The sequence below is a fragment of the Phyllobacterium sp. 628 genome, assembly GCF_014189505.1.
In the GTDB taxonomy this organism is placed as follows: domain Bacteria; phylum Pseudomonadota; class Alphaproteobacteria; order Rhizobiales; family Rhizobiaceae; genus Phyllobacterium.
Genome location: NZ_CP050302.1, coordinates 236,504 through 253,461, shown reverse-complemented (window position 1 = coordinate 253,461; position 16,958 = coordinate 236,504). Strand labels below are relative to the sequence as shown.

At 52.5% G+C, this 16,958-nt stretch carries 19 protein-coding genes and 3 pseudogenes; 13 read left to right on the top strand and 9 right to left on the bottom strand.

All coding sequences use genetic code 11. The features are described 5' to 3' along the window. The first annotated feature begins 94 nt into the window (after positions 1-94). Complete coding sequence (locus HB779_RS21800) at positions 95-415, top strand: hypothetical protein (protein WP_188346068.1); 321 nt, start codon at positions 95-97, stop codon at positions 413-415. Positions 416-459: 44 nt separating this feature from the next. Here HB779_RS21800 and HB779_RS21795 read toward each other — a convergent pair whose 3' ends face one another. From HB779_RS21795 to HB779_RS21780, 5 genes and pseudogenes are all read right to left on the bottom strand, one after another. After that, on the bottom strand, positions 460-1,059 hold the full coding sequence (locus tag HB779_RS21795) for a DedA family protein (RefSeq protein WP_188346067.1): 600 nt from the start codon (positions 1,057-1,059) through the stop codon (positions 460-462). A gap of 6 nt (positions 1,060-1,065) precedes the next feature. Then, positions 1,066-1,275 (bottom strand): annotated as a pseudogene (locus tag HB779_RS25505) (hypothetical protein); the annotation flags it as partial. A 118-nt stretch (positions 1,276-1,393) separates the two neighbouring features. Continuing rightward, a pseudogene (locus HB779_RS21790) lies at positions 1,394-2,530 on the bottom strand (transposase); the annotation flags it as partial. After that, positions 2,524-3,290, bottom strand: a protein-coding gene (locus tag HB779_RS21785; protein WP_371823908.1) for an IS5 family transposase whose coding sequence is annotated in 2 segments (ribosomal slippage) — positions 2,524-2,969 and positions 2,969-3,290 — 768 coding nt in all. Because the reading frame shifts where the segments join, the coding sequence is not laid out codon by codon here. The pseudogene HB779_RS21790 and the gene HB779_RS21785, both read right to left, overlap by 7 nt. Before the next feature lie 49 nt (positions 3,291-3,339). Beyond that, complete coding sequence (locus HB779_RS21780; protein WP_188346066.1) at positions 3,340-5,199, bottom strand: DUF4158 domain-containing protein; 1,860 nt, start codon at positions 5,197-5,199, stop codon at positions 3,340-3,342. Between the two features lie 223 nt (positions 5,200-5,422). Here HB779_RS21780 and HB779_RS21775 point away from each other — a divergent pair, with 223 nt between their 5' ends. Further along, on the top strand, positions 5,423-6,151 hold the full coding sequence (locus tag HB779_RS21775; RefSeq protein WP_188346065.1) for an SDR family oxidoreductase: 729 nt from the start codon (positions 5,423-5,425) through the stop codon (positions 6,149-6,151). Here the strand turns inward: HB779_RS21775 and HB779_RS21770 are convergent. The 3 genes from HB779_RS21770 to HB779_RS21760 form a co-directional block, all read right to left on the bottom strand. After that, positions 6,102-7,067 carry a LysR family transcriptional regulator gene (locus tag HB779_RS21770; RefSeq protein ID WP_256440660.1) on the bottom strand — a complete coding sequence of 322 codons (966 nt, stop codon included), beginning with the start codon at positions 7,065-7,067 and terminating at the stop codon, positions 6,102-6,104. The genes HB779_RS21775 and HB779_RS21770 overlap by 50 nt on opposite strands. Before the next feature lie 243 nt (positions 7,068-7,310). Further along, positions 7,311-7,742 (bottom strand): nuclear transport factor 2 family protein, encoded by a 432-nt coding sequence (locus HB779_RS21765; protein WP_188346063.1) that lies wholly within the window; start codon positions 7,740-7,742, stop codon positions 7,311-7,313. 113 nt (positions 7,743-7,855) lie between these two features. Further along, on the bottom strand, positions 7,856-8,332 hold the full coding sequence (locus HB779_RS21760; RefSeq protein WP_188346062.1) for a DUF1801 domain-containing protein: 477 nt from the start codon (positions 8,330-8,332) through the stop codon (positions 7,856-7,858). A 371-nt stretch (positions 8,333-8,703) separates the two neighbouring features. Between HB779_RS21760 and HB779_RS21755 the strand changes: the two genes are divergently transcribed. The 10 genes and pseudogenes from HB779_RS21755 to HB779_RS21710 all read left to right on the top strand — a co-directional run bounded on the left by HB779_RS21755 (position 8,704) and on the right by HB779_RS21710 (position 15,508). After that, positions 8,704-9,054 carry a VOC family protein gene (locus HB779_RS21755; RefSeq protein WP_244642754.1) on the top strand — a complete coding sequence of 117 codons (351 nt, stop codon included), beginning with the start codon at positions 8,704-8,706 and terminating at the stop codon, positions 9,052-9,054. A 101-nt stretch (positions 9,055-9,155) separates the two neighbouring features. After that, a pseudogene (locus tag HB779_RS25825) lies at positions 9,156-9,548 on the top strand (hypothetical protein); the annotation flags it as partial. A 63-nt stretch (positions 9,549-9,611) separates the two neighbouring features. Beyond that, the gene (locus tag HB779_RS25820) at positions 9,612-10,229 is read left to right on the top strand and encodes an alpha/beta hydrolase family protein (RefSeq protein WP_371823959.1); all 618 of its coding nucleotides are present in this window, start codon (positions 9,612-9,614) and stop codon (positions 10,227-10,229) included. Positions 10,230-10,349: 120 nt separating this feature from the next. Beyond that, positions 10,350-10,988, top strand: a complete 639-nt coding sequence (can, locus tag HB779_RS21745) for a carbonate dehydratase (RefSeq protein ID WP_188346059.1) — start codon at positions 10,350-10,352, stop codon at positions 10,986-10,988. 834 nt (positions 10,989-11,822) lie between these two features. Further along, positions 11,823-12,047 carry a hypothetical protein gene (locus HB779_RS21735; protein ID WP_188346058.1) on the top strand — a complete coding sequence of 75 codons (225 nt, stop codon included), beginning with the start codon at positions 11,823-11,825 and terminating at the stop codon, positions 12,045-12,047. A gap of 356 nt (positions 12,048-12,403) precedes the next feature. After that, positions 12,404-12,808 (top strand): host attachment protein, encoded by a 405-nt coding sequence (locus tag HB779_RS21730; RefSeq protein WP_188346057.1) that lies wholly within the window; start codon positions 12,404-12,406, stop codon positions 12,806-12,808. A gap of 283 nt (positions 12,809-13,091) precedes the next feature. After that, positions 13,092-13,343, top strand: coding sequence for a hypothetical protein (locus HB779_RS21725; protein WP_188346056.1), 252 nt, complete (start codon positions 13,092-13,094; stop codon positions 13,341-13,343). 842 nt (positions 13,344-14,185) lie between these two features. Beyond that, positions 14,186-14,437 (top strand): hypothetical protein, encoded by a 252-nt coding sequence (locus HB779_RS21720; protein ID WP_188346055.1) that lies wholly within the window; start codon positions 14,186-14,188, stop codon positions 14,435-14,437. A 110-nt stretch (positions 14,438-14,547) separates the two neighbouring features. Next, entirely contained in the window at positions 14,548-14,868 is a 321-nt protein-coding gene (locus tag HB779_RS21715; protein WP_188346054.1) for a PepSY domain-containing protein, read from the top strand. Positions 14,869-14,902: 34 nt separating this feature from the next. Continuing rightward, the gene (locus tag HB779_RS21710; RefSeq protein ID WP_188346053.1) at positions 14,903-15,508 is read left to right on the top strand and encodes a general stress protein; all 606 of its coding nucleotides are present in this window, start codon (positions 14,903-14,905) and stop codon (positions 15,506-15,508) included. Positions 15,509-15,825: 317 nt separating this feature from the next. Here HB779_RS21710 and HB779_RS25340 read toward each other — a convergent pair whose 3' ends face one another. After that, positions 15,826-16,068 (bottom strand): hypothetical protein, encoded by a 243-nt coding sequence (locus HB779_RS25340; RefSeq protein WP_210302636.1) that lies wholly within the window; start codon positions 16,066-16,068, stop codon positions 15,826-15,828. 380 nt (positions 16,069-16,448) lie between these two features. Between HB779_RS25340 and HB779_RS21705 the strand changes: the two genes are divergently transcribed. Further along, positions 16,449-16,817 carry a response regulator gene (locus tag HB779_RS21705; protein ID WP_188346052.1) on the top strand — a complete coding sequence of 123 codons (369 nt, stop codon included), beginning with the start codon at positions 16,449-16,451 and terminating at the stop codon, positions 16,815-16,817. Positions 16,818-16,958 lie beyond the last annotated feature (141 nt).

Below are 16,958 nucleotides of genomic sequence, written 5' to 3'. Positions count from 1 at the left end.
TCGTCCCGCCGGGACGACGGACAAATAATGTTGCGGATGTCAGTGCGTAATTCCACTGCAACACAGGCAGTTTACGGACCGGGGAATCATAATCATGGCGGAGCTATTTTTTCTCATGCAGGTTGAAATTCAACAGATAGGAAGCGAGCTATTGCCATTGGTGATCGGCGTATCAGCCACTCTTGTCGGGATAGCGGCTGTTCTCGGGATCCACCACCTGGGCTTGTCCGTCGAACGTACAGTTTTCATGGCGATTATGTTTCTTGGCTATATTTTCTGGATTTCGGAATATTTTGCCGGGATTCAGATACAGGTCCTCATTGTTTTGGGCGTTGTCGATATGGGACTACTTTCCGCTATGGTGCTGAGACGCGTCTATGGACAACCCAGGTTGGTGGAATCCACAAGTTCGTAGACAGCTGTAGCGAAGTACATCTGCCACCTGCCTCCACCAAAACATCACGTATTGGCCCGCTTGTAGATTGTAAGAGAGGCTGCGATCAACCCTTCCGCGCCCACGAGACATAAAGCGGCCCATAAACCCACTTCGACCGGATCATAGTGCGAAGCACGGATAGTATATCCAAGGCAAAGGAACGGAGCATTCCAAAGCAGACTGCCGGCAAAAGTAGCGAGACTGAAAGTCAGAAAATCAAGCCGGAGAATACCCGCCGGAAGCGCAAGATAGATACGGACCGCGGGTATCATTTGCCCGGTGAGTGTCACCCAGAAATGATTACGCCGGTAGGCACCCGTCAGACGGGAATAGAACTGGGGACTGACGAATAGATATCTCCCATATCGGTCTACTGCACCGGCGACACGGTCTGCACCCAAAGATTTACCGATGCAATACCAGCACATCGCGCCGATAACCGACCCTGTCGTCGTGGCAAGGATCGTGAAACCAAGCCCCTGAATATCGAGGATGGTCATGCCAAGCAGCATCAAAAGCAGATAGGAAGGAAAAAGTGGAACAAATTTTTCCAGTACGGCGAGACATATGACACCGCAGAAGCCGTAACCGAGCAAAGGGGAAAACCAGTTAAAGGTATCCATGTGAATTCACTCTGTCGCTGAAAGATTGGAGGCACGGTTGATCCGATAAACGGATGCCGGCGGAACATTCCGCATGGTGCGGCCGACAAATCGGGTCTCCAGATGCAGATGATCAAGGATATCAGGGGAAACCGGACAACGTGGGCCATAAGTGATCTGGTAAAATGATCCACCGGGCCGCAGATATTTGAATGCGCCACGGAGAATACCCTTCACGGCCTAACCGGCCCGAGCGTGCGATTTTGGCCATTTGAAAGAACAGACGGCGAACCCACCCGTTATTGGATCGTACATCGCCACCAGGTTTACAATTTTCACTCTATATCGAGCATAGTCATGCCGCGGCTTTTTGCTCGATCTCGATCCGGTTGTTCAGATCAAGCTCAAATTTTCCATACGGATTGACATGAGAATAGATTAGCGGTGTCAGGCCGCGATAATCGTCCTGGGTGAGCCGCTCGGACCATTTTGGCTCGATCAGAACCGATTGAAGCATTCGCGTGTTTACGTAGACGAGAGATGCCTGCAACAAATGCAGCGCCAGTACCGATATTTCCTGATCTTCAACATTGTTGGTCGAAAATTCACTGCCTTTGCCAAAGAAAACAAACCCATTGGCACTGTTCCAGTTCTCCACCACGTTCAATCCTTCGTTGATTTCACGGCGAAATGCTTCATGGCGCAGGTACCGGCACAGGAAGATCGTTTTGATAGCCCGGCCAAGTTCGCTCAGTCCTTTGTAGGTCGGGTGCATCACTTCTGCCCGGGCGAAACGGCTTAAGATGGCTTCCGGATCTGCAGTTCTGCTCTGCATTGCCGCCGCGTATTTCACCATCTCGTCATATTGCTGCTCAATGTCGTCCCAGGCAATCACGCCGGAAAGGATAGGCGAGAGGTTAGATAACTCCTTGCGCAATTCCAACGACGGCAATGCCAGTTTCTGTCGGGCTATGGCCTTTAAGCGTGGCGCAAGATCAAACCCAAGAAGGTAGCTGAAAGCAAAGCCAACCGCGCTCTGACCGTGACTGTCAACATATTGACGCTGGATATCCATGTCGGTGCAATGGCGCAGCACGCCAGTTATCATCGAAGCAACTTCGGATGATGAGCAGCGTTTCAGTTGCGAATAAATGCACGTTGCTCCCTTTTCAATATGCCAGTAGATCATCACGCCGCGCCCGCCGTATCGGGCATGCCACTCCGTCATCATATTCCTGTCCCATGCCCCGAATTTCTTGGAATCCGATGCGCAGGCCGTGCCGGTATCGCCCCAGATAGCTGTGTTGCGGATAGCAAGCGTTGCATTGGCAACGCGAGCACATGCATCTTTCAACGCTGCCGCATGAATAAAGCGCCTGTCCACATGCTGCAGCTCATCATAGCTGACATCCTTGCATCCGGTCGCTATGCGCTTGAGTCCGGCATTGGTGCCATGTCCGTAAAGACACAGGATCAATCGCTGATCTAGGAGGCGTTGACAAAGTGGCGCATCCACAGGCGGATTGAGACGATGTGGACGAAGCCGAGATAACTGTCGGCGGTTTTGTCGTATCGGGTTGCAAGCCTTCGAGCGTTTTTCAACTTGTTGAAGCAACGTTCGACCATGTTGCGCAGGGCATAGATAGCGGTATCGATGGGAAGCTGGACGAGCCTGTTGCGTTTGGTCGGCACCAAGGCGATACCACCGCGCTTTTCCATGTCCTGACGAATAAAATCGGCATCGTAACCCTTGTCAGCCAGTAGCACCTTTGGCGCGGGTCCGTCGGCGTCCATAACGGGCATGTATCCCTTGAAGTCCGAGACTTCTCCGCTAGTCAGTGTGAAGGCTATGGGCAGGCCCATCGCATTGATACGGAGATGGATTTTGGTCGTAAAGCCACCTTTTGAGCGGCCAAGACCCTGACGCGGAGTCCCCCTTTAGCGCCGGCTGAACAATGATGTGCCCGGATGATTGTGCTGTCGATCATTTGCAGGCTGGGATTACCGTCACCACTTTCGTTAAAGGCCTCAAGCAGCACATCCCACAAGCCCGACAGTGTCCAGCGCCGGAACTGGCGGTAAACTGATGACCATTTGCCAAAGTGTTCATGCAAGTCGCGCCAAGCGACACCTGTCCGTGCGATCCAAAATACCCCATCCAGAACAAGCCGGTGATCTCTTGGTCGTCGCCCACTGCGAGCGCCTCGTTCAATCACAAATGGTTCCAGGCAGGCCCATTCCTCATCGCTCATCAAACCTCGGATCAAGATAACCTCCGTGAAAGCTACCTTGAATCAAAACCTACGTGATTTGAAAACCCTCTTTGTCAACACGTCCTAGTTTATCCTGTTGAAGTGCAACGCGCGATGCAGATGTTTCAAAGGCGGACAGAAAGCCTGTGTCGAGCGCGGTCTCTTTCAATACATCCAGTAACTCCGTCATTGGCCAGCGCCGGCCAATCTCTGCTTTTACCGATACAAGACCATGTGGCTCCGGCACGGGCTGAAACGGCGTAATTGATATGCGATTTTCACCTTGATCGATGATCCGTACATGCCTGTTGTGCGGCATCTCGGCATTAAGCAAACGCAGTTCCCGCTCCATTTCGGCCTTGATGATTGCCGTGAATGTACGGGCATCCTGTGTCAGGTTGAGCGCCGAGTAATACGAAGCACGTTTATCGTCGAAATCTCGCGGTAGATCATCGTCTGGGTTGCGATAACGGTCGGCGCCGACAACCCAGATTTCCTTGGCGCGGATGCAATCGCGCAATTGGCTGAGGACACACAATTCGTAACTGATACGGTTGATCCGCCCCTTCTCATCGATGACTGAGCTGCGCCATTTTGCCGGAATGACGTCGTCAACAGGAACACCGAAAGGTGGTACAAAACGACTGCCGTCATCGAGCGTGCGCTTGATCCACTCCAATGCATTCAGAACCGGCCGCCATGCCGTATTGTTCGAGCGGAACTCCAGCACCGACAGCAGTTTCGGTAACATCCGGCGATAATGACTGGCGTAGGATCCGCGCATCACTTCGTAGATCCGCCGGTCGAGTGCTCCTTTGGCCCGGTATTCCTTTATAACGGCTGCAAGCTTTGCCTGGCCAGCTACCGGAAAAATCACATCACATACGCGGCCTGATGGCTCATCGATTGCGGCAGTAGCGATATCAACGAGAAGCCGTTCCTTGCCGTAGACCTTCTCAATGTCGCGAGCAATGCCGGCAACAACTTTGCGCTTCGAGCGCGTCGTAATCTTATGAACTGTCTCCACCAGAAGGTCGATGATCGTATCGGTGATCTGCGCCTCCCGTGCCATCAGGAACACGGCGTAGAGCCCAAGTTGACGTGCGGGCGCATGGCGGCGCATTTCAGAAGCTCTTTCGCCGCCAACCCGGCGCACGATCTGATCAATCCAACCCTTGCCTGGCACAAGGAGCATACTTCGTGGCAGTTTCAGCGATTGGATGAAGGCAAGCCGTTCCGTCACCGCGAGAAAATTATCCAAGGACACCTGACCGGCGCTGGCATTCATCGTGTTGTAGCCACGCGGGCCATCAGCGTCTTCCAGCGAACTTTTCATCATCGCAATTGTTTCAGGTGCAAGCCTAGCAACGACACTGCCGAGAAACGTGTCGAGGAATCTTTGGCGCTCCGTGCGCGCAAGGCGGTTCAATTCCTGACGTGAGGGTTCAAATATCTTTCGATCTCGGCACCACAAGAACGCTTGCTCAATCATCGACCCGATTTGCAGGCCTTTCGGGCACAGCTCGGAAGCTATGAAGGACGACAGCACGTCCCGGTCATCACGTGTCATGCGACGAAATCCGAGGTATTTCAGAATTTCCGAGATGTGTCGGCGACCGGAACGGCTCGAAAAATCATCCGCCGACAATGCACTTCTCGCACCGCCAAGCTGCTCGGCGAGATAATTCACAGCATCGTCTGGCACGTCACTTATCTTCTCGATGAAATAACCACGGGATGCAAAGAATTTTAACTGAACTGACAATCCCAGTCGCGTTGCAATCGACCTGGCATTTACAAAATCCAGATCAGAAAAAGAGAGGCTCCAATCCCTGGCCAAGTCCGCAATAGAAATATTCAAACTCATAAATCCACTCCAACAAAATAGGCGTGGAACCTCAATCAACACGACCGAAACATGTCAATGCACACAGTGTACTGTATCTGTTCTTTCAAATGGCCAAAATCGCACGTTCGGGCCGGTTAGGCCAAGCAAGAATTGTGCGCGTCGCTCCTGCCATAGCATCATCGGAGTTTCCGATGGGTCTATCGCTTTCTTCCGTTTGCGAATGCGTCTCAGGTCTGAGAAATCTGCCTCCGGGTTCAACACTGGATGAAACAAGGAAAGCAACATGGCGGACACAAATTCACGGGTTCTCATCGTCGGCGGCAATTCGGGAATGGGGCTGGCGGTGGCAAAGCGCTGTCTCGACAATGGCGCTGAGGTCATCATCGTCGGGCGCAACGAAGAAAAACTGAACCGCGCACGAGAGAGCCTTCATTCCCATTCCCGATTGGAAATGATCGCGGCGGATATCACCAAGGAGGACCAGGTCGCCGGGCTGTTCGGGCAGGTCGGCCCGTTGAACCATATCGTTTGTACCGCAGCCGATATACAGGGTTCTTATGAACTGTTGCCCGCGCTCGATCTTAAGGCGGCCCAGCGCGCGGTGGAAAGCAAGATTTTCGGCCCGCTCCTGCTTGCAAAGCATGGAGCGTTAAACCTCGAGCCTTCCGGTTCCATTACGCTGACATCTGGTATCGCCGCCTATCGTCCATTGCCGCGTGGATCGGTCGTCGCGACGATCAACGCCGCGCTGGAAGGGTTGGTTCGCGCCCTAGCAGTGGAACTCGCCCCGTTAAGGGTCAATGCCGTCTCGCCGGGGTGGGTTGACACGCCAATCTGGACCTTTGTCGCCGGCGACAAGAAAGACGAGACCCTCGAGGCGATGGCAAGGCGCTTGCCGGTCGGCAGGATAGGGCAAGCCAGCGATATCGCCGAGGCAATCACCTTTCTTATGGGCAGCACGTTCACAACAGGGACTGTTCTGCATGTAGAGGGAGGCCATCGCCTGATCTGAATGGCGTCGCCAGTTCCTCCGCTGCCACCAGAAATCTCCTCAATGGTGGCGACAGAACGCGACGGCGGCGCCAGATCAGGACAAGCGATGCCGTATTGCTCGTGCCGGGCCAGGGGAGTTCGGCAATGTTTCCGCGATCGAGCATGTCTTCCACTGCGAGACGGGGAACAAGGGCGCTACCGACGCCGGCGGCGACAAGACGACCGATTGCAGCGATGCTTCCAACTTCGGCGGCAATCGTCGGCGGCCTGATGCCAGCCTTGGCAAATGCATTATCCATCATGTGCCGATAGATGCATCCACGTTCAGTTGCTATGAAGCGAAGCGTGGCAATAGATTCAAGGTCTACAGTCAACGCCTGGCTGGCTTCTTTGGACGGCATGATGAGCACGAGCGGTTCGGATGAGATGACGCGATGGGCCAGCCGCCCGTCAATGGGCCCCTTTTCGAAGCAAAACACCGCATGAAGTGCACCATTCTCCAGCCCTTGTATCAATTCGTTGCTACCGGCGATTTTCAGATGCACATTGACATCCGGCTGCCGGTTCTGAAAGTTGCCCAGCCATTGCGGCAGCCGCGCAGCCCCGATCGTCTCCAACGCCCCGATTATCAGGCTCTTGCCGACGTGTGCGGCTGCTGTTTCTACAGCAGCATGTGCCTCATCCACGAGTGCCAGAATGTCTTCGGCGTAGGATTTCAGTGCCTCACCCGCCTGCGTCAGGAGCAGGCCTTGCCGTGTTCGAATAAACAGTTCCGCTCCCAGTTCGGCTTCCAGAACCTGAATCTGGTCGCTGACGGTCGATTGGGCGAGGTGGACCTGTTCGGCCACCCGGGTCACGTTCTGACTTTTGGCGACAGCAAGGAATGTTTTTAGTAACCTGGGGTGCACCCTTCGTCCTCCAAGCCATGGGCCCATGTGCCACTGTGGCAACTGTACCCGGAGATGGTGTCGCCGCGCTGCCTGTACAGTATCTTTTCACACACCGGTCGGCCAAGCCACTGGAATTCCCTCACATGATCCGTAAGCGGCAGTTTTGACCAGTGGCCAATCCGTATTTCAGCAATTCGCCGCACCCGCTGCATAAGTGTGTCCAGCAATAGCCATTTGTCCGCCCTTTGCAAAATTTGCGACAGAACCTCCACGTTTGAAATCAGCGTATCAGGGCTTCAGATCAATCGCGGCCTTGAAGCTGCCATCCATGTAGAAAGGCACCGACGCGTGTGTGTGACAAATTTTCCAGGTGCTGTTAACCCTGATCAAACCGAGAGTTTGACGGAACCACAGATCCACTTTTTCACCACCGGTTTTCGTGCCCGTCATTCTGACGAGACTACGTGCGAATGCGACATTCTCACTGCAAGTGATTTTGGCATCGCGGGACTCATTACCGATGGGACCGACCCAGGTATCAAACCAGCTTCGTAAATCATCGGCATTTTTACCTTGAAATTGCAAAGGTGGAGCAAGACTGAACTCTACCAGATCATCGGTTAGGTGCGACAGGACACGCTTGGCGTCCTTATCACCGACCGCTTTTGCCCAATCTTCAATTACGGCTTGAATGACAAATTTTTCCTGTTCGGCAGACATTTCATTCTCCTCTTGATAGCTTTTACCAACGCAGGACGAACGGGAAAATCTATTTGCTACAATGTGGAGGAAATAATTGACCACAGACTTTGTGGACATGGAAAGAACGGTCGTCAGTTCCCTGCAACCCGGCCATAACGAAGTTCGAGAATTCCGTTTTCCATATCCCGCTCAACTCTGTGGAGCATATTCGTAAACTCTCTCACGTCTAAATCCGCAACGCACCTGAACCGAATTGCTCCTGTTTTGCTAACTGATACTCTGCCCAGTTTCTCGGCGTATTGCTCCGCAACAGGGCCGGCATCGTCTCTGGCCGAGAGATAAAGGCTGATGTTGTTCTTCTGTAACGCCATTCCAAGAACGGGCCAATTCACGGGGGTCCGGGATGATTTGACGCTGTAGTGAAAGTGGCCGTAACCGATCATTGACATCCTCATCCCTGGTTCGCCTTGGGGTGTTCCCGCTACAAACCACCGTTTCCAGTTGGGCGCGGCACCGACGATAAGTGTATCGACGGAACGGAGATCATTCTCTCGCCGAGGGTCAAAACCAAAATATTGTTCAACGTTTGAGGCGATCACTTTGAACATCCTAGCCTCCGGCCTTTTCTAAAGAGCACTCACTATGCCATGTTGAAACCAATCCCATTTGATCAACTTTGCGCATCCAGACATAGGGTCGGCGTTATCGGTGAGCCGATATCCGGCGGCCGGTACACAGGCATATCCGATAAGCAAGGGTGGGGCTTCCTCATGGGTGATATGCCCGGAATCTACCGCGTGCAATCCGTCGGGGAAATCTCTATTCTGCGACGGATCACAAGTCAGACGCAGAACCGATTCAAACTTTACGTCGAGTCCGAACATCGACCTTCGTCGGAAAATTTTCGGGCATAAGTCGGATTGCTTAATTATCGTTCGTCTTATCCACACATGCCCGATCACGCGCCAAGGAGAAGATGATGGCCAAGCCCGCAATGTGGTTCGACATAAATGCCAAGGACGCTGCTTTGTCGCGGGCGTTCTACAAAGGCGTATTCGGTTGGGACTTCAATGTATTGGAGCCGCTGAACTACGGCCTCACGCAGACCTACGAGAAAATCCCCGGAGGAATCGGCCAAGCCAGCGAAGGCAGCTCCCATCCGTCTGGCGTGGTGGTCTATTTCCCGGTGGACGACATCGAAACCACGCTTGCAGGGGTCGAGAAGAATGGCGGTCGGTGCGTCGTGCAGCCCTGGGAACTGCCGGGCTACGGTCGCATGGCGGTTTTCACCGACCCGGATGGCAATCGCATCGGGATTTGGCAAGTCTAGGTAAGAGCTGTTTGTCGCGAAACTCCTAAGTTGGCCCTACCGGCCCGAAGCTACGAAATGACACTTTAAGCAATCAAGGCACTTGCTGATCGGCTCTGGCTATGGTGGACCGTCACGGTCGCCGGTTAAGCTTCCGACTTCATCCGGGCATTGTCCGCTTCGCAGAGGTTTCCATGAAGGTTGGGTTCAAAACAGGCATCAGCTTTGATATGTCGCGATCGAATTGGGATGGAACGGGCCATCGGCCCCTTGTTTGGACAGCGTGGTATCCGACAGATGAGGGTTCAAGTGCTGCAATTCCCGCTGAAAGGTCGTGGTTTAGGAAACAACCTGTAGTAGCTAACGCAACTGCAGTTCGTTCCGATCAGTCCTTGCCTCTCGTGCTTTTGTCGCATGGAACGGGCGCTACGGCAGCAGCATTGGGGTGGCTTGGTTTTCGATTGGCCCAACGAGGCTTTGTCGCCTTGGCGGTGAACCATCATGGCCACACTGGTTCGGAGCCTTACCGTACTGAGGGTTTTCTGTGCTTGTGGGAGAGAGCTGGTGACCTTACCGCCATGCTCGACGACCGCTCTTGGCGAAGCGAGCTTGGGGTCGAGATCGATGAAACGGCCTCCGTCGCGGGCTTCTCGGCCGGCGCATACACGGTCCTTTTGCTTGCGGGAGCGCGTGTCGCCTTTTCTCAGTTTGAACCAGACAATCCGGTGAAGAGTCCGATCAGAGGGCCACGTGAGTTTCCAAATCTTGCTGACGAGCTGCCGAAGCTCAATCAAAATCCGGTATTCCACGTTGCCTGGGAGCGAAGACGTGCCGATTTTTCTGACAGCAGGGTTCAACAGGCGATCGCAATTGCTCCGGGTCGATCGGTGCTGGGTTTCTCACAAGACAGTCTTCGAGCCATCAGGAAACCTACTCGAATTTTCGGCGGCGACGAAGATACCGTAGCACCGCCGAGCGATTGCTGTGGATGGCTATACGAGAACATACCTGCCTGTACATATGAGATTTTGAGGGGTGGCGTCGGCCATTACACCTTTCTTCCGGAAGGAACGGCAGTCGGACGAAAGGCAGCGCCCGAACTTTTCGTCGATCGCCAGGGATTGGAGCGAAGTAAGATCCACGACTACGTCGCTGAACGGTCCGTGGATTTTTTGCAGGGCAAACTCCAGGATTAACTGGCGCTCCGAGTGCAACCAAATTATTCGTCGCGCGGGCAACCCCGTTGCTAAAATGTGCGGCATCTAATTGACATGCGAATTGCCAGCACATTAAACATCAACGGTTGGAGGAGCGTGATGGCGACTGCTTCGATTAAAACTCTCTTCGAAAGAAATCGAGAATGGTCTCTCGAAAAGCGCAGGTTTGATCCTGATTATTTCCAGAAACTCTCGGCGCTACAAAAGCCGGATTATTTGTGGATAGGCTGTTCAGACAGCCGCGTGCCCGCAAATGTCATCGCGGGTCTTGAACCTGGGGAGGTTTTTGTTCATAGAAACGTTGCAAATCTTGTCCATCCAGCTGATTTGAACCTGTTATCCGTGATTGAATATGCTGTCAGTCAGTTGGCCGTTAAACATATCATTGTATGTGGACATTACGGTTGCGGCGGAGTTCGTGCGGCCGTTGAAGGTACATCCCTCGAATTGGTTAATCATTGGTTGCAACCTATCCGTGACGTAGCAACAATGCGATTTTCATCATTTGCGTGCAATACAGCAACGGACGAGGATTTGGATCGTCTCTGCGAATATTGTGTAGTTGACCAAGTCCAGCGCCTGGCGCGCACTCCTATTCTCCAGGCGGCATGGAACCGGGCACAGAACGTCTCGATCCATGGATGGATATATGGGATGAATGACGGTTTGCTGCATGATCTGAATTGCACCGTTGCGAATGTACGTCCGATGAAGACGTCGAATGCAAATCGCGCATGATGGACTTCGATGTCATGGCGTGCCTGTCGAAGCCAATCCGATGACCTATCAGTGATTGGTGATGCTTAACGGGCTGACATATATGCGACACTTCTCTTTTACACCAGCGATAATGGTGAGGTTTACCTGCCGTTGAACAATTATAGATGCAGATCGTGCTTCGGCTGGATCAGTGATAGATTCGGCGTTTGTTGGCAGCTTAATCTAACAGTTCTATCAAGGCGATGTCGCTGAGCAGCTGCGCCTTGATTGAATTGTTGGGCCGAAGGAATAGCCATGAAACGCTATGGACAATCATTGGTGTCGCGGACGTTGCCCGTAGCTTTGAGTGGTATCGGTCGCTCTTTGGGCTGCCTGCCACGAAACCTGCCCATGACTACTTCGGGCAAATCATCGACAAAGACGGAACGGTCCTGCTCTGCCTCCACCACTGGGGCTCCCAAGAGCATTCCGCCCCTTGCCAGCCCGGCTATCGCGTTGCACTTAAAGGTAAGAATGCGCCGCGAAGCTACGAATGTTGTATTAAATGATAAGATCAGAAAGGAAAGAATCTCAACTTAGCAGCAATTTTGAGATGTCAAACTTCGACGATTGCCGCAAGTAAACGAATGATATTCAAAGTTTTTCTATCAAACAAAAATCTGATGGCGCTCAGTTTTGTGGGATAGGCAAGATGCAACGTGGTTGCCGCCCATTCTCAAGTTAACTGCAACGCCAAGCCATTGAAATGGCATAAACGGTGTCTTACGATTAACTACAGTGCGACAGATGTTTTTCGTCGTGGGTGAAATCATGAGGTGAGTGCTCGGATCATTGTTTTGCCAGAACAAGTTCATGATGCGCGGCGATTGCAGCAATAAGCTGATAGTCGCGTATTCCTTTATCGAACAAAAAGAAAATGGTCTGCACCAGCCGCTGCGCATGGCGTGCTGCCTGGGATGCCGCTTAAGCAGCGACGAAGCCTTAATCTGTGCACGTAGCACAATTCGCCAGTCGGATCGGGAGGAGAGTTTTAAATGGACGTTCATGCAGGGCAAGTCATGTCGTCCGACAAAATAGGAACTGTTTGAGCTTCATTCAAGCGAACGTATGCCATTCCAGTTCCCCGTTGTGCTTGGCGCCAAGCGGCGAGCCATACGGCCGTGGGGTTTACTCTCGAAAAGCATTGACCCCGTTTGCTAATAACGTGCGTGTAAGGAAGGACGTGTGCTAACTCAGGAAACGCCTGGCCTGATCAAGCTCCGCCAAATCGGAACGCCGTGATCCTCCTCCAGACATCACCGATGGTGACATTCAAATCAGTGCATCCAAAAAGCCCTTGCCGCGTTGTATTTACTCGGGCCGGCAATTATGCCGTTGCCTGTCTTCGGCCTTCAAGACGTATTGGGCCCGACATGACGTGGAGAAATTCAAGTATGCAGATTCCAAAAGGCGCAACGATTGCCGTTGCTGATGGCGAGAAGTTCAATCTTTTTCATAATGTCAGTGATGACAACAATCCGAAGCTCAAGGCTCTTCCAGATGCTGATGTTGATACTGACAGCAACAACGCCAGTGGCGGTCGCAAAAGCAGTTCAGCAAATCCCGACCAAGGACAGGCTGATGAAGATAATTTCGCTGCCGGGATTGCAGGCCTGCTCAATCAGCGCGTGCTGAATGGAAGTATTACGGGCTTGGTGGTGATAGCAGCCCCGAAAGCTCTTGGAGAATTGCGCAAACACTATCACAAGGAACTCGAAGCGATTTTGGTCGGTGAGATTTCAAAAGACTTGACCGGACATTCCATTCAGGACATCGAGAAATCCATTGCTTCTGCCTGACTGTGCCGAACCGCCAGGGCAAAAGCCTTGGCGGTTCGTTCCAGCTTTTATCACCAAAAGGAACTCGTCCATATTTTTGGGACGGCTTGATAAGGAATTCAGCAGGGCAAGTCTGAACCTGACGCGCGTGACGATCCAAAGACGCATGATATCGCGTATCCAACAGACATTCTTCGAGGCGTGTGCAACACAATACATAAAATCCGAGTTGCGCCTGCACCGCTGGGTGAACTGAGACAGGGCATTAGTGGCTGTACACCGAGGGTACATAGAGGAGACAAGCATGAGTGATATCATTGGTCCGCAGCGATCGTTGGGACATCCGCAAAGAGGGCTGGACTGCCAAACAAACATGCAACATCGGTTTGACCTTTTGGCAAGTGATGCCGAGGCTGCGGGATGGCAATCTACCGAGGTAGCGACCGCTCTTCTCGAACTGGCAATGAACCGCATTGAAGCTCGAAAGGCGAAAACACTTCAAGCCAAACTTGAATACGATGACCAGAAACGTTTTGGCAACAACGTGCTGCCGTAATCATTTGAGCCACTGGCAGCCCGCAGCGAGATTTTCTCCCTCGCCGGATCGTTTTTAACGTGAGTGTCTGAAATAGATGGCCATGAAAACTGCGCGATAAAGGAAGCGGTTACTTCCTGCTTTGGATTAACTCTCTCGGCCATTTCATGCTGACATATCAACTTCCATATGAAGCTTATTACATCTCGATCAGTCCACAACGCTAGTTATTCGGGATCCAACCGGGCGCCACAAACATGACACCATCCAGGCTTGCCGATTGCCTTGAAAAACTGGGAATAGACTGTGTGGAAATTGCCAAAAATCTTGAATGCGAGGTTGCTCTGATACAGTCTTGGCTCACTGCAGACAGAAAGATTCCGCTGGCTGTTTCGGCCTGGTTGGAAACGAGTGTGCGGCGGGGACGTTTGACAAATCCGCCGCGGTTCTGGAACCGGGGCGGGTACTCGAGCAATTCGGTGAAATAGTGGCTCATAAACAAATAAGGTCATGCAAGGATGTCGTTTGAATTGTTGGCCCTAGCTCCGACCGGTCGTAGCATGGCCCGGTAACTTTCCAATCCAACGGCCTTGCCATGGTATGTGGCGTCATTTCCGGCGAATTATCCTGGATTTTGCCAATCCTGGCCGTTGAGGCAGTCAACATAGCCCCGGTATTCAGAGCGATTGAATCAGCGTCTTATTTCATTTGCCGCGTTCGCATCGGTAATGAGGGACAACACTTTTTAACGGAACCTTCGCACCGGAGTTTAGTTCCTGATTGTCAAACGTATGCGTCGTCTGAACTCTGGTCGTTTTCACATACGTCTAACTTCATCCCTACCGATTTGAATTGGAGTGGTCATGCCGAAGTTTCGGTTTGTCTTTCACGAAGAAACCGAACGCGAAGAAGTCACTGATATCGAACTTCGCGATCATGAAGAAGCACTGGCGGAAGCTCGCCGGGCCGCACTGGAGACGATTATCGATGAGGTGCTTGAGGGTAACGATCCTACCCGGTGGGTGGTCCGTGTCTATAACGACACCGAACAGTTGATCGGGACAATTTTCTTTGTTGATTTGCTGAGTTCTGCTCCAAATCCGCCCGGTTTGTAGACCTGTTCGATGACAGGCGATGTTTGCGCGAGCATGCACGGAACTATGAGCCGCTCCAGCGGTTACTTCCTCAGCTGATCATCAAAGGATCAGGAAATCAGGAGGTCAATATGAAACGTATCGCACTGGCGCTCGGAGCGCTTTCACTGCTTTCCTCAGCTTATGCCCAGGAAGCAACAAAGCCTGCGGCCGATCCCCAAACTCCAGCAGTTGCAACCCCGGATACAAAGAACCCTGCAGCGCCCGTTGCGGGAGCGAACAGCTTCACAGAGGGGCAGGCTGAAAAACGCATTGAAGCCAAAGGTTATTCCGACATCACCGCAATGACGAAAGGTGATGATGGGATCTGGAGCGCAACAGCAATCAAAGACGGCAAGACCGTCAATGTGAAGTTGGACTATCAGGGCAATATTACCGAAGCCGCAAAATAAGCGCTCGACAGACCAACAAATCAGGGAGATACAGATGCAAACCATAACAGGACTTTACGACAATCACTCAGATGCCCGCGATGTGGTCAGTGAACTTGAGCGCGCCGGCATTTCATCCGACAAAATCAGCATTGTAGGTCGCGAAGGCGACGACCGTGACAGTAACGCAGGCGAAGCCGCTGCAGCTGGTGCCGGCATCGGCGCTGTCGTCGGCGGCGCAGGCGGACTGCTTGCAGGCTTGGGAATGCTGGCAATTCCCGGTGTAGGCCCTGTGGTTGCGGCAGGTTGGCTTGCTGCCACAGCAACTGGAGCGGTTGCAGGCGCGGTGGCCGGAGGCGCAACGGGCGGGATCATTGGTTCTTTGACCAAAGAGGGCGTCGATGAGGATGACGCTCACGTTTATGCGGAAGGTGTTCGCCGAGGCAGTACCCTGGTCTCCGTCAAGGTAGATGACAACGAGGCTGGAACGGCTCGGGCGATATTGAATGACGACACCACCGCCGTCGATCTGGCCAGCAGACGTGCAACCTATCGGGAAGAAGGTTGGGAGGGCTTCGACGCGGATTCCCCGGAATATTCCGATGAGGATGTTGCAAAGGAACGTGATCGCCTGCGCCGGTCAAGCCAATTGATGCCTTAGTGGAATTCTGATCAACCACCCGAGAACAAATGCTCGGGTGGCACTTTTTGTCGATCAGAGCGGGTCATTATAAGGCGGTTTGCTTTCGCCAACAAGTTTTGCCAGCTTAGAAAAAGTCAAAGACTTGTGTTCTGCGATATCGTTGGCAATCTGCAGAACCCTGATGGAAAAACACATCGCATCGCGATGAGCCCGAGATAGATCTTCAGTAAACCGATTATAGCCCGTGCTGCCGTCTCCTGCTTTTTCCAGCGCTGTTTCAAGGTCTTAATTCGTTGACATACCTTTTGCCACCAACATTTCCTTGTGGTCCTGCATCAAAGCAAACGCGAGGCCTCACTATTGTAAATTGCATCGCAACCGTCTTCATAACCGGCGCGCCAGTCTGACCAGTCATCGCTATGAGGCCGGTAGGGGTTGGTTTCTGACGCATCCATGAGTTTGGGATCATGCATGAGGCCCGCGTTGTATCCAATCGAGTAAGCGCATGACCCACGGACACTGCCCTTTCCAAATGCCCATTTGAAAAACACTTCTAGTTGGCTCAGTTGGTTGGCCATCCACATCTTCTTGCCATTCTACAAAGATCGGAACTGCGAGCCCGCGTCCCTTCCTCTGGTACACGATTTCAGGTTCCAATCATTCTCGCTTGATTGTTCTATCTCAATAACCACGACCTTGGGGTTTCGTTCCTTTCGAACGGCGGCATTGCTATACCGTGCTTTTAGCGTCGGCACCTTTCGCTGGCTTTTCCACGGTTTGGCGCACTGTCCAGTTCGAGACGCACCATTAGAGCGGAGAGTTTTTTCATGTCCGCGGAACCCTTTCGCTAAAGATTTTAATGTCTTGGGATCGATTTGAAAGCAGTCGCGTTACGTTAAGTTGCCGATAATGCAGAGTGGCTTCCTTTTTGAATGGCTACGCATGAAAGGGTTTTCTTATGACGGAAGAATTGATCACAGTTCTGGTTGTCGAAGACGAAGTGATTATTCGTATGGATATCTCCTCTGCGTTGGAAGCTGCCGGTTTCAGGGTTCTCGAAGCGGGAAATGCTGACGAAGCAATAACAATCCTCCATCAAAGCCCCGACATTCAGGTGCTTTTCACTGATATCGATATGCCTGGAAGCATGGACGGTCTCAAACTCGCAGCCGCTGTTCGCGACAGGTGGCCCCCCATAAAGATTATCATCACCTCCGGCCACCGGCACATGACCGATGCCAGCCTTCCAGTTCAAGGTCGTTTTTTCAGGAAACCATACCAGCCTGTGCACATCATCAAGACCGTGCGAGAGTTGGTATTGGATTAGCATATTGGTGGACGCTCGCCCTTCAACCGCCCACTTTTGGGCGATTGTCGAGTAATGGTAATGTTGACGAGGGCAGTCCGGAAATATAAAGCGGAAGCATGTGCAGTTTCAGCGGTCCTGCCTGTCCGACTTGCTAGATTT

What these genes read in the sequence shown, in the direction of transcription:
- HB779_RS21795 (WP_188346067.1), bottom strand. Translation starts at nt 1,059, where the DNA reads ATGGATACCTTTAACTGGTTTTCCCCTTTGCTCGGTTACGGCTTCTGC.
- HB779_RS21800 (WP_188346068.1), top strand. Translation starts at nt 95, where the DNA reads ATGGCGGAGCTATTTTTTCTCATGCAGGTTGAAATTCAACAGATAGGA.
- HB779_RS25820 (WP_371823959.1), top strand. Translation starts at nt 9,612, where the DNA reads ATGCTCGACGACCGCTCTTGGCGAAGCGAGCTTGGGGTCGAGATCGAT.
- HB779_RS21735 (WP_188346058.1), top strand. Translation starts at nt 11,823, where the DNA reads ATGATGCGCGGCGATTGCAGCAATAAGCTGATAGTCGCGTATTCCTTT.
- HB779_RS21730 (WP_188346057.1), top strand. Translation starts at nt 12,404, where the DNA reads ATGCAGATTCCAAAAGGCGCAACGATTGCCGTTGCTGATGGCGAGAAG.
- HB779_RS21770 (WP_256440660.1), bottom strand. Translation starts at nt 7,067, where the DNA reads ATGGGCCCATGGCTTGGAGGACGAAGGGTGCACCCCAGGTTACTAAAA.
- HB779_RS21720 (WP_188346055.1), top strand. Translation starts at nt 14,186, where the DNA reads ATGCCGAAGTTTCGGTTTGTCTTTCACGAAGAAACCGAACGCGAAGAA.
- HB779_RS25340 (WP_210302636.1), bottom strand. Translation starts at nt 16,068, where the DNA reads ATGGCCAACCAACTGAGCCAACTAGAAGTGTTTTTCAAATGGGCATTT.
- HB779_RS21725 (WP_188346056.1), top strand. Translation starts at nt 13,092, where the DNA reads ATGAGTGATATCATTGGTCCGCAGCGATCGTTGGGACATCCGCAAAGA.
- HB779_RS21775 (WP_188346065.1), top strand. Translation starts at nt 5,423, where the DNA reads ATGGCGGACACAAATTCACGGGTTCTCATCGTCGGCGGCAATTCGGGA.
- HB779_RS21760 (WP_188346062.1), bottom strand. Translation starts at nt 8,332, where the DNA reads ATGTTCAAAGTGATCGCCTCAAACGTTGAACAATATTTTGGTTTTGAC.
- HB779_RS21715 (WP_188346054.1), top strand. Translation starts at nt 14,548, where the DNA reads ATGAAACGTATCGCACTGGCGCTCGGAGCGCTTTCACTGCTTTCCTCA.
- HB779_RS21765 (WP_188346063.1), bottom strand. Translation starts at nt 7,742, where the DNA reads ATGTCTGCCGAACAGGAAAAATTTGTCATTCAAGCCGTAATTGAAGAT.
- HB779_RS21755 (WP_244642754.1), top strand. Translation starts at nt 8,704, where the DNA reads ATGGCCAAGCCCGCAATGTGGTTCGACATAAATGCCAAGGACGCTGCT.
- HB779_RS21705 (WP_188346052.1), top strand. Translation starts at nt 16,449, where the DNA reads ATGACGGAAGAATTGATCACAGTTCTGGTTGTCGAAGACGAAGTGATT.
- can (WP_188346059.1), top strand. Translation starts at nt 10,350, where the DNA reads ATGGCGACTGCTTCGATTAAAACTCTCTTCGAAAGAAATCGAGAATGG.
- HB779_RS21710 (WP_188346053.1), top strand. Translation starts at nt 14,903, where the DNA reads ATGCAAACCATAACAGGACTTTACGACAATCACTCAGATGCCCGCGAT.